The organism is Actinophytocola xanthii, from assembly GCF_001921205.1.
Classification (GTDB): domain Bacteria; phylum Actinomycetota; class Actinomycetes; order Mycobacteriales; family Pseudonocardiaceae; genus Actinophytocola; species Actinophytocola xanthii.
The window spans coordinates 24,966-33,795 of record NZ_MSIE01000096.1 but is presented as its reverse complement, the minus strand read 5'-3'; the positions used below and the strand labels follow the sequence as shown (position 1 = coordinate 33,795).

Sequence of the window (8,830 nt, the reverse complement as noted above, 5' to 3'; positions counted from 1 at the left end):
CCCGGCCAGCCCTCCCGCGCCGGGCCGCCGGTCAGCGGGGGCGCCGGGAACCGCAGCACCACGGCCACCGCCAGCCCGCCGAGCAGCGCCAGCGCGAGCCCCGGCAGCGCCGCGCGCCGAGGCCGCAGGGCGAGCCCGGCCAGCACCGCGAGGCCGACCAGCAGGCCCACCCAGGGCCAGCCGCCGGGGCCGCCCGGTGCCAGGGCGAGCAGCCGGGGCAGCGACACCGGCTCGGTGGCGACGAACGCGCCCACCCCCTGCAACACCACGCCCGGGTGCTGGATGAGCACCGCCGGCCACGGCAGCAGCAGCGCCAACGGCATCAGCACCAGCACGAACAGCGCGGTGACCCGTCTGCGCCCGTCCCCACGCCGGCCCGGCACCAGCACGAACCCGGCCAGCGCGAAGCCGACCAGCAGCAGGTGCACCAGCGGCGCGAACGCCCCGAGCACGGCCAGCCCGATCGCCGACGCCGCCGCCGTCGACAGCCAGCGGGAGGAGTCGGTGCGCGCCCGGCCGAGCAGTGCGACGATCCCCGCCGTCACCGGCGGCAGCAGGATGTGCGCGACGACCACGTCCAGCCGGCCCTGTGCCACGGCCGCGGTCCCCGCCGGCAGCAACGCGTAGGCCGCGGCGACCAGCGCCCGCACCCACCGCTGGACCGGCAGCCGCCGGGTCGCCGCGTACGCGGCCAGGCCGGCCAGCGGGAGGTCGCCGAGCACCAGCACGGCGACCGCGGCCGGCGGGCCGCCGACCGGGGCAAGCAACGCCCCCAGCGCACCGAGCACGGCGAGCGCGGCCGGTGCCGGGGCGGCGGTACCCCCGGCCACCGGGTGCCAGGTGGCGAGGTAGCTCGACCAGGTCGCGACGAGGTCGGGCACCGGCAGCAGGCGTCCCCCGGCCAGGTCGACGCCGAGCCGGCCGGCGTTGACCAGCAGCCCGAGCGCGAGCAGGCCCACCACCAGCAGCACCGGCGGCGCGAGCAGGACCTGCCTGGCCAACCGCGCCCGGTTCACCTGCACGAGCACCAGGTCCGGCTGCGGCGGGCGCGAGCCGTCCCGCGGCACCGGCGAGGGCCGAGGGCCCGGCGAGGGGCGCAGCCCGCGGGCGGGGGTGAGGTCCGGCAGGGCGAGCGACACGGCGACCGAGGTCGCCGGGCGGCGCAGTCCGGCTGGTCGTCGCGGTCGGCCCCCGGCACCGGCGGGCAGGGCCTGCGGGCCGACCGGCAGCTTGGCCGGCTCGAGCTGCACCTCGGCGGGCAGCCAGACCGCGTCGCCGTCGGCTGCGTCGGGGAGCCGGCCCAGCGCCGCGTCGGCCTGCAACCGCCGCCGCACGAGGTGCGCGACGCCGGCCCTGGCGCTGTTGCGCACCCGGGTGAGCCGGCTGGTGAACAGCCCGCGCACCGAGCGCACCTCGACCGCGGCCCGGCGCAGCGTCCGCCCCTCGCGCAGGGCCGCTCGGCCGCCGAGCAGGTAGCCCAGCGCCCGCAGCTCGGCCCGGCACTCCTCCAGCCGGCGCTGCAGGGCGAAGCCCAGCGCCCGGACCAGCCCCAGCACGGTCAGCCGGGGAATGCCCACCAGGAACGACAGCCAGGAGCAGTTGACCAGGAAGGTGCGTAAGCCCTGCGCCCGGTCCATCGCGCGCACCGAACCGTGCGGTCCGCCGTCGCCGCGGGCGTCCGCGGCACGCAGCCCGGTCTCGACAGCGCGGACGTGACGCATCCGGGCGGCCGGGACGCACAGCACAATCGTGCCGGTCCGGTTGACCCGCCAGCCGAAGTCGATGTCCTCGCGCAGCAGGGGGATCGCCGGGTCGAAGCCGCCCAGCCGCTCCCACAGCTCGCGCCGCACGAGCATGCCGGCCGAGGGCACCGCGAGCACCTCGGTGCTCTGCCCGTACTGGTGCCCGCGGCCCAGCCGGCTCCAGTCCAGTTCGGACGGTCCGATGCCGGTCTGCCGGTGCCCGGCGGAGTCCGTGGACAGGCCGGCCTCGACCACGAGGCGAGGGTCGTCCCAGTCCAGTGCGAGCGGGCCGAGCACGCCGGCCGACGGCGAGGCGTCGGCGGCGCTCAGCAGCGTCGCGAGGCAGGCCGGGTCGGGCGCGCAGTCGTCGTGCAGCACCCAGATCCAGCCGCCGGGGTCGCCCCAGCGCTCGATGGCGGCAGACACCGCGTCCTGCACGGCGCCGGCGAACCCGGTCGTCCGGTCGCGGGTGAGCACGCCGTCGAGCACGCGGTCCTCGCCGCGCGCCGCCTCGCTCAGCAGGCGGGGTGTCGCGTCGAGTGAACCGGTGTCGACGGCCAGCACGTGCCGGGGCCGCGGGGCGGACGCGCGGAGCGCCGCCAGCGCCGTCGGCAGCCATTCCTCGCCGTCGTGGCACACCAGGACGGCGAGCACCGGAGCGGTGCGCAGTACCGGCGTACTACCCCGGGGGCCGTAGCGAGGCATTCGCACAAGATGCCATGAACGGCCTCAGCCCATCATGAAAGTCGCGACTAGATAACGCGTTTCTTCAGCTTACGCCGTTCCCGCTCGGACAGGCCGCCCCAGATGCCGAACCGCTCGTCGTGGGCCAGCGCGTACTCCAGGCACTCCGCGCGCACCTCACACCCCTGACAGATGCGCTTGGCCTCCCGCGTCGACCCGCCCTTCTCGGGGAAGAACGCCTCCGGGTCGGTCTGCGCGCACAGCGCGCGCTCCTGCCACTCCTGCTCTTCCGCCTCGTCGAACAGCTCGGCTAGAACACCCAGCTCCTCGTGCGGGTGCTCCCCCCACTCCACGACGCGACTCCCATCGCTGATTTCCAGTGTCATGTCCCGTCCGCCTCCTCGCCTTTCGCGCTCCCCGGGTTGGCGGACACCACTCGCCCTCTCACCGGCGAATGACATCGATGTGATTACACCCGTGTCATGCCGGCGCGTCAAGCGAAGTACCCAGCCGGGTGATGCCCTAAAGGGCAGCGGAAAACGGGCAACGAGGTGCGGTCGGGACCGGTGAACCAGGGTGCGTCCGGCCGCGGCGGCCCACCTTGGCAGACTCGTGGCGTGCAGCGCTCAGCGGTCCGACCCTCGCCCGTGTTCCTCGCCATCCTCGCCGTGGCCGTCGGCGGCGCGCTGGCCATCGTGTTCGGCGACGACGGCACCGGCCGGCCGACCGTGGCGGTGGAGGCAGGAACGTTCCTGATGGTGCTCGCCGGGTGGGGCGTCTCGCTGTGCCTGCACGAGTTCGGGCACGCGATCGTGGCCTACAAGGGCGGTGACCGGGAGGTCTACTTCAAGGGCTACCTGACCCTGGATCCGCGGCGCTACACCGACCCGGTGTTCAGCCTGGTGCTGCCGCTGCTGATCCTGGCCATCGGCGGCATCCCGCTGCCCGGCGGCGCGGTGTGGATCAACCACCACGCCCTGCGCTCCAAGCGGATCGACTCGATGGTGTCGCTGGCCGGACCGTTCTTCAACCTCCTGCTCGGCGCGATCCTGATCATCGCTGTCGCCGTGTTCCAGCCCACGTTCTGGCTGGCCGCCGCCCTGTCCTACCTCGCACTGCTGCAGGTCTTCGCGTTCGTGCTGAACATCCTGCCGATCCCCGGCCTCGACGGCTGGGGCGCGCTGGAGCCGTTCCTGTCCTACGAGGCGCAGCGGTTCGGCGCCAAGGCCCGTCCGTGGGCGCCGCTGATCCTGTTCGCCTGCCTCATCGGCATACCCGCGATCGGTCAGGCGTTCAGCGAGGTGTCCCTGTCGGTGTTCGACCTCGTCGGTGGTGACGGCCTGCTCGCCGGGATCGGCGACAGCGTGTTCCGCTTCTGGACGTGAGTCGGTGAACAAAGCGTGAAGGTTGGCTTATGAAGGTGACTGTCGTGGTCGGCGGGGTCGGCGGAGCCCGGTTCCTGCAGGGGGTCAAGCGGGCACTGGGCCTGCCCGGCGCCGAGCACCGGGTCACCGCGGTGGTGAACACCGGGGACGACGTGTGGCTGCACGGCCTGCGGATCTGTCCGGACCTCGACACGTGCATGTACACCCTCGGCGGCGGCATCGACACCGAGCGCGGGTGGGGCCGCACCGGCGAGACCTGGACGGTCCGCGAGGAGCTGGCCGCCTACGGGGCCGGGTCCGAGTGGTTCGGGCTCGGCGACAGGGACATCGCCACCCACCTCGTCCGCACCCGGATGCTGCGTGCCGGCTACCCGCTCTCCGCGGTCACCGAGGCGCTCTGCGCGCGCTGGCAGCCCGGCGTGGATTTGCTGCCGATGTCCGACGACCGGGTGGAGACCCACGTCGTGGTGGACGACCCGGACACCGGCCAGCGGCAGGCGATCCATTTCCAGGAGTGGTGGATCCGCCACCAGGCCGCGCTGCCGGCGCACTCGATCGTGCCGGTCGGCGCGGAGGAGTCGACACCCGCGCCCGGCGTGCTCGACGCCGTCGCCGACGCCGACATCGTGCTGCTCGCGCCGTCCAACCCGGTCGTCAGCGTGGGTACCGTGCTGGCCGTGCCGGGGATCCGGACGGCCCTGGCGAAGACGGCCGCACCGGTCGTCGGAATCTCGCCGATCGTGGCCGACCGGCCGGTGCGCGGCATGGCCGACGCCTGTCTGACCGCGATCGGCGTGGCGACCACCGCCGAGGCGGTCGGTCGGCACTACGGCTCGCGCCGCGACGGCGAAGGGCTGTTGGACGGTTGGCTGGTGCACACCGGTGACGGGGCCGAGGTACCCGGCGTCGAGGTCCGCGCCGTGCCGCTGTTGATGTCCGATGTGGACGCGACGGCCGAGATGGTGCGGGCCGCGTTCTCCGTTGCCGGGGTTTCCGTTGACTGATCACCTGAGCGACCACGCGGCCCGGGGCCGGATCGAGGTCCTGCCGGTCGAGGGCCTGCCCGAGTTCCGTCCCGGCGACGACCTCACCGGCGCGCTCGCCGGTGCCGCCCCGTGGCTGCGATCCGGGGACGTCGTCGTGGTGACCAGCAAAGTGGTGTCCAAAATAGAGGGACGACTGGTTCGGGTCCCGGCCGACCAGGAGGAGCGGGACCGGATCCGCCGACGGCTGGTCTTCGAGGAGTCCACCAGAATCCTGGCCCGCCGGGCCCGGACGCTGATCACCGAGAACCGCCTGGGGATCGTCCAGGCCGCCTCCGGCGTCGACGCCTCGAACGTGGCCGCCGACGAGCTCGCGCTGCTGCCCGCGGACCCGGACGGCTCGGCGTTCGCCCTGCGCGGCGGCCTGCGCGAACGGCTCGGGGTCGAGGTCGCGGTGATCATCACCGACACGATGGGCCGCGCCTGGCGGCTCGGCCAGACCGACGTCGCGATCGGCGCGTCGGGGCTGCGGGTGCTGCACGGCTACCAGGGCAGGGTGGACCGCCAGGGCAACGAGCTGGCCGTGACCGAGGTCGCGGTCGCCGACGAGATCGCCGCCGCCGCGGACCTGGTGAAGGGCAAGCTCGGCGGGATCCCGGTGGCCGTGGTGCGCGGGCTCTCGATCATCCCCTCGGCCGAGTCCACCGCGCGGGAGCTGGTTCGGCCGGTCGACGAGGACCTGTTCCGGATGGGCACCGAGGAGGCGCTGGCGGCGGGACGGCGTGAGGCCGTGCTGCTGCGCCGCTCGGTGCGGGCCTTCACCGACGAGCCGGTGGACATCGATGCGCTGCGCGGGGCGGTGGTGGCCGCGCTGACCGCGCCGGCACCGCACCACACCAGGCCGGTCCGGTTCGTACACCTGGCCGACCGGGCGCGCCGCAAGCGGCTGCTCGACGAGATGCGGGCGCGCTGGCGGGCCGACCTCGCCGCCGACGGCTTCTCCGAGGAGCGGATCGACCGCCGGGTGCGGCGCGGCGACCTGCTGTATGGCGCGACCGAGATCGTGGTGCCGTTCCTGGTCCGCGAGGGCGCGCACGCCTATCCCGACGCGCGGCGGGCCGAGGCCGAGCGGACGATGTTCACGATCGCCTCGGGTGCCGCCGTGCAGGGCCTGCTGGTGGCGCTGGCCGCCGAGGGGCTCGGATCCTGCTGGGTGTCCTCGACGATCTTCTGCGCCGACGTGGTCCGCGAGGTCCTCGAGCTGCCCGCGGACTGGGAACCGCTCGGCGCGGTCGCGGTGGGCCACCCCGCCGACGGCCCATTGACCCCGCGCGAGGTCGGCGACGTCGACGACCGGTTCCTCCAGTTGTGACCACCGCTCTCCACGCCGACGCGGTCGCCACGCTGAGCTCGTGGCGACCGCCCGACCGCGCCCAGCGGTCGCTGCGCGAGGCGTTCCTGGGGTTCCTGGCCGCCCGTCCGGACGCCTGCTCCCGATCCTGCGAGCCCGGCCACCTCACCGCCTCGGCGCTGGTGCTCGACGCCGAGGGCGAGCACCTGCTGCTGACCCTGCACCCCCGCGTCGGCGCCTGGCTACAGCTCGGCGGGCACTGCGAGGCCACGGACAGCACGCTCGCCGGCGCGGCCCTGCGCGAGGCCACCGAGGAGTCCGGGATCGAGGGCCTGATCATCGACCCGGTCCCGGTCCACGTGGACGTCCATCCGATCACCTGCTCGCTCGGCCTGCCGACCCGGCACTTCGACGTCCGGTTCCTCGTCCGCGCACCGACCGCCGCGCAGCCGGTGCGCAGCGCCGAGTCGCTGGACCTGCGCTGGTGGCCGCTCGGCGCGCTGCCCGACCCGGACGGGGTGAGCGGGCTGGCGGCGATGGCGAGTGCCGCTCAGATCGCCCGGTAGTCCCGGGGCGAGAACCGCGGCCCGAACCGGGGGCGGGAGATGCCAGCGGCCTCCAGGTAGCGCACGACACGGTGCCGGTGCGGGGCGTAGGGCGCCAGCACCTCGAGCATCCCGGCGTCGTCCAGCTTCCGGCCGAGCAGGGCATAGCCGACGATGCTCGGGACGTGGAAGTCGCCGACGCTGACCGCGTCCGCGTCGCCCCAGGCGCGCTGGGCGACCTCGGCCGCGGTCCAGAAGCCCACGCCGGGCACCGTCCGCAGCACGTCGCGTCCCGGCCGGCCACCGAGCTCCACCGCACGCTCCAGCCGGTGGGCCGCCCGCGCGCCCGCCACGATCGCCCGCCGGCGGGCCAGGTCGACACCGGCCCGGTGCCACTCCCAGTCCGGCACCGACAGGATCGCCCTCGGCGTCGGCGGGACGCGCATCCCGGCCGGGGCGGGTCCGGGGGCCGGCTCGCCGAACCGCCGGCACAGCTCCCGCCAGGAGCGGCGTGCCTCGTAGCCGGTGACCTTCTGCTCCAGGATCGAGGGCACCAGCAGGTCCCACACCCGACTGGTCGAACCGAGCCGCAGTGCCGGCATCCGCCGGCGGAGGTCGGCGACCAGCGGATGGTGCGCACGGAAGTCGGAGTCGTCGTCGTGCGCCCCGAGCAGCGCGGGCACGCCGTCGAGCAGCGGCTCCGTGCCGGGCCCCCACGCCTGCGCGAGGACCTCGCCGCCGGCGCGGGCGATGGCCAGGGTGCCGGGACCGGCGGCGGTGTTGGCGGCGAGCCAGGTGCATCCGGCGGGGGTGCGGCGGAACGCCGGGTCGGCGTGGCCGCGGCGCAGCGGCGCGAGCACCACGGCCAGGTCGAGCGGGAAGTCCGGGATGAGTCTCCGCTCGGCCGAAGGCACCCTCATGGGCCAGACGCTACCCGGATATCGTCAACGGAATGAGCCCGACCGACTTGCACGTGGTGGTGCCGGCCGGGGGCAGCGGCACCAGGCTGTGGCCGCTGTCCCGGGCCGCCAACCCGAAGTTCCTGCACGCGCTGACCGGCACCGACCGGTCGCTGCTGCAGGCCACGTTCGACCGCCTGGAACCGCTGTCCACACCGGAGCGGCTGCTGGTGGTCACCGGCGTCGCGCACGCCACCTCGGTCGCCCGCCAGCTGCCCGAGCTGCCCGAGCGCAACATCCTCGTCGAGCCGTTCGCCAGGGACTCCTGCGCGGCCATCGCGCTGGCCGCGGCGGTCATCGAGGAGCGGGCGCCCGGCGCGGTGATGGCCTCGTTCGCCGCCGACCACCTGATCACCGACACGCGGGCGTTCCAGGAGGTGGTGGGGCACGCGGTCGAGGGCGCGGCCGAGGGGCTGCTGATGACGATCGGCATCACCCCGACCCGGCCGGAGACCGGGTACGGCTACCTGCGGTGCAGCGAGCCGGCGAGGCCCGGGGTGCGCCAGGCGGTGCTGGAGTTCCGGGAGAAGCCGACGGCCGAGGTGGCCGCGGAGTACCTGGGGTCGGGCAGCTACCTGTGGAACGCGAGCATGTTCCTGTGGCGGACCGACGTGTTCCTCGCCGAGCTCGCCGCCCGCCGGCCCGACGTGCACGACCCGGTCCGGGAGATCGCGCGCGCCTGGGACACCGAGCGCCAGGAGGCGGTGCTCGGGCAGCTGTGGCCCACGGTCCCGAAGGTCGCCGTCGAGTACGCGGTGATGGAGCCGGCCGCCGCCGAGGGCCTCGTGGCGACCGTGCCCGGAGACTTCGGCTGGCACGACATCGGGGACTTCGAGACCGTCGGCGAGCTGCTCGGCCGTGAGGTGGAGGGCGCGCGAATCGTCGAGGTCGGCCCGCAGGGTGCTCCGGTCCTGGTCGTCGACGGGACCGGCGTGATCGCGGTTTCCTGCGCCCCCCGGGTGATCGCGACCCTCGGGGTGCGGGACCTGATCGTCGTGGACACCCAGGACGCCGTGCTCGTCTGCCACCGGGACCGGGCGCAGGACATCAAGCGGCTCACCGAGCTCCTGCGGGAGCGCGGGCACACGGCGCACGTGTGAGTGATCTATTTCAGATCTTCGCTGACGCGGCGCGTCGAAAGGCCTACGCTGGACAGACAACATCCAAACGGCGCAGGGAGT

The 8,830-nt window shown here is 74.5% G+C and carries 8 protein-coding genes; 5 read left to right on the top strand and 3 right to left on the bottom strand.

The features are described from left to right. Positions 1-2,447 (bottom strand): glycosyltransferase family 2 protein (locus BU204_RS34505; RefSeq protein ID WP_083661890.1); only part of this gene is annotated, 2,447 nt, incomplete at its 3' end. A 47-nt stretch (positions 2,448-2,494) separates the two neighbouring features. After that, the gene (locus BU204_RS34500; protein WP_075130005.1) at positions 2,495-2,812 is read right to left on the bottom strand and encodes a WhiB family transcriptional regulator; all 318 of its coding nucleotides are present in this window, start codon (positions 2,810-2,812) and stop codon (positions 2,495-2,497) included. Positions 2,813-3,043: 231 nt separating this feature from the next. On the opposite strand from BU204_RS34500, the gene BU204_RS34495 reads away from it, so the two are divergent. Genes BU204_RS34495 through BU204_RS34480 form a run of 4 tightly spaced genes read left to right on the top strand, consistent with a single transcriptional unit; the run spans position 3,044 to position 6,711 of the window. Continuing rightward, positions 3,044-3,811 carry a site-2 protease family protein gene (locus BU204_RS34495; protein ID WP_075130004.1) on the top strand — a complete coding sequence of 256 codons (768 nt, stop codon included), beginning with the start codon at positions 3,044-3,046 and terminating at the stop codon, positions 3,809-3,811. A 29-nt stretch (positions 3,812-3,840) separates the two neighbouring features. Beyond that, positions 3,841-4,815, top strand: a complete 975-nt coding sequence (cofD, locus tag BU204_RS34490) for a 2-phospho-L-lactate transferase (RefSeq protein WP_075130003.1) — start codon at positions 3,841-3,843, stop codon at positions 4,813-4,815. Between the two features lie 4 nt (positions 4,816-4,819). Then, on the top strand, positions 4,820-6,166 hold the full coding sequence (locus BU204_RS34485; protein WP_075130015.1) for a coenzyme F420-0:L-glutamate ligase: 1,347 nt from the start codon (positions 4,820-4,822) through the stop codon (positions 6,164-6,166). Continuing rightward, positions 6,163-6,711, top strand: a complete 549-nt coding sequence (locus BU204_RS34480) for an NUDIX hydrolase (RefSeq protein WP_075130002.1) — start codon at positions 6,163-6,165, stop codon at positions 6,709-6,711. The genes BU204_RS34485 and BU204_RS34480 overlap by 4 nt, the downstream gene beginning before the upstream one ends. Here the strand turns inward: BU204_RS34480 and BU204_RS34475 are convergent. After that, positions 6,696-7,610, bottom strand: a complete 915-nt coding sequence (locus BU204_RS34475) for a DNA-3-methyladenine glycosylase family protein (RefSeq protein WP_075130001.1) — start codon at positions 7,608-7,610, stop codon at positions 6,696-6,698. The two genes, BU204_RS34480 and BU204_RS34475, sit on opposite strands and share 16 nt — an antisense overlap. A 32-nt stretch (positions 7,611-7,642) precedes the next feature. On the opposite strand from BU204_RS34475, the gene BU204_RS34470 reads away from it, so the two are divergent. Further along, positions 7,643-8,749 (top strand): mannose-1-phosphate guanylyltransferase, encoded by a 1,107-nt coding sequence (locus BU204_RS34470; protein ID WP_075130000.1) that lies wholly within the window; start codon positions 7,643-7,645, stop codon positions 8,747-8,749. Positions 8,750-8,830: the final 81 nt, after the last annotated feature.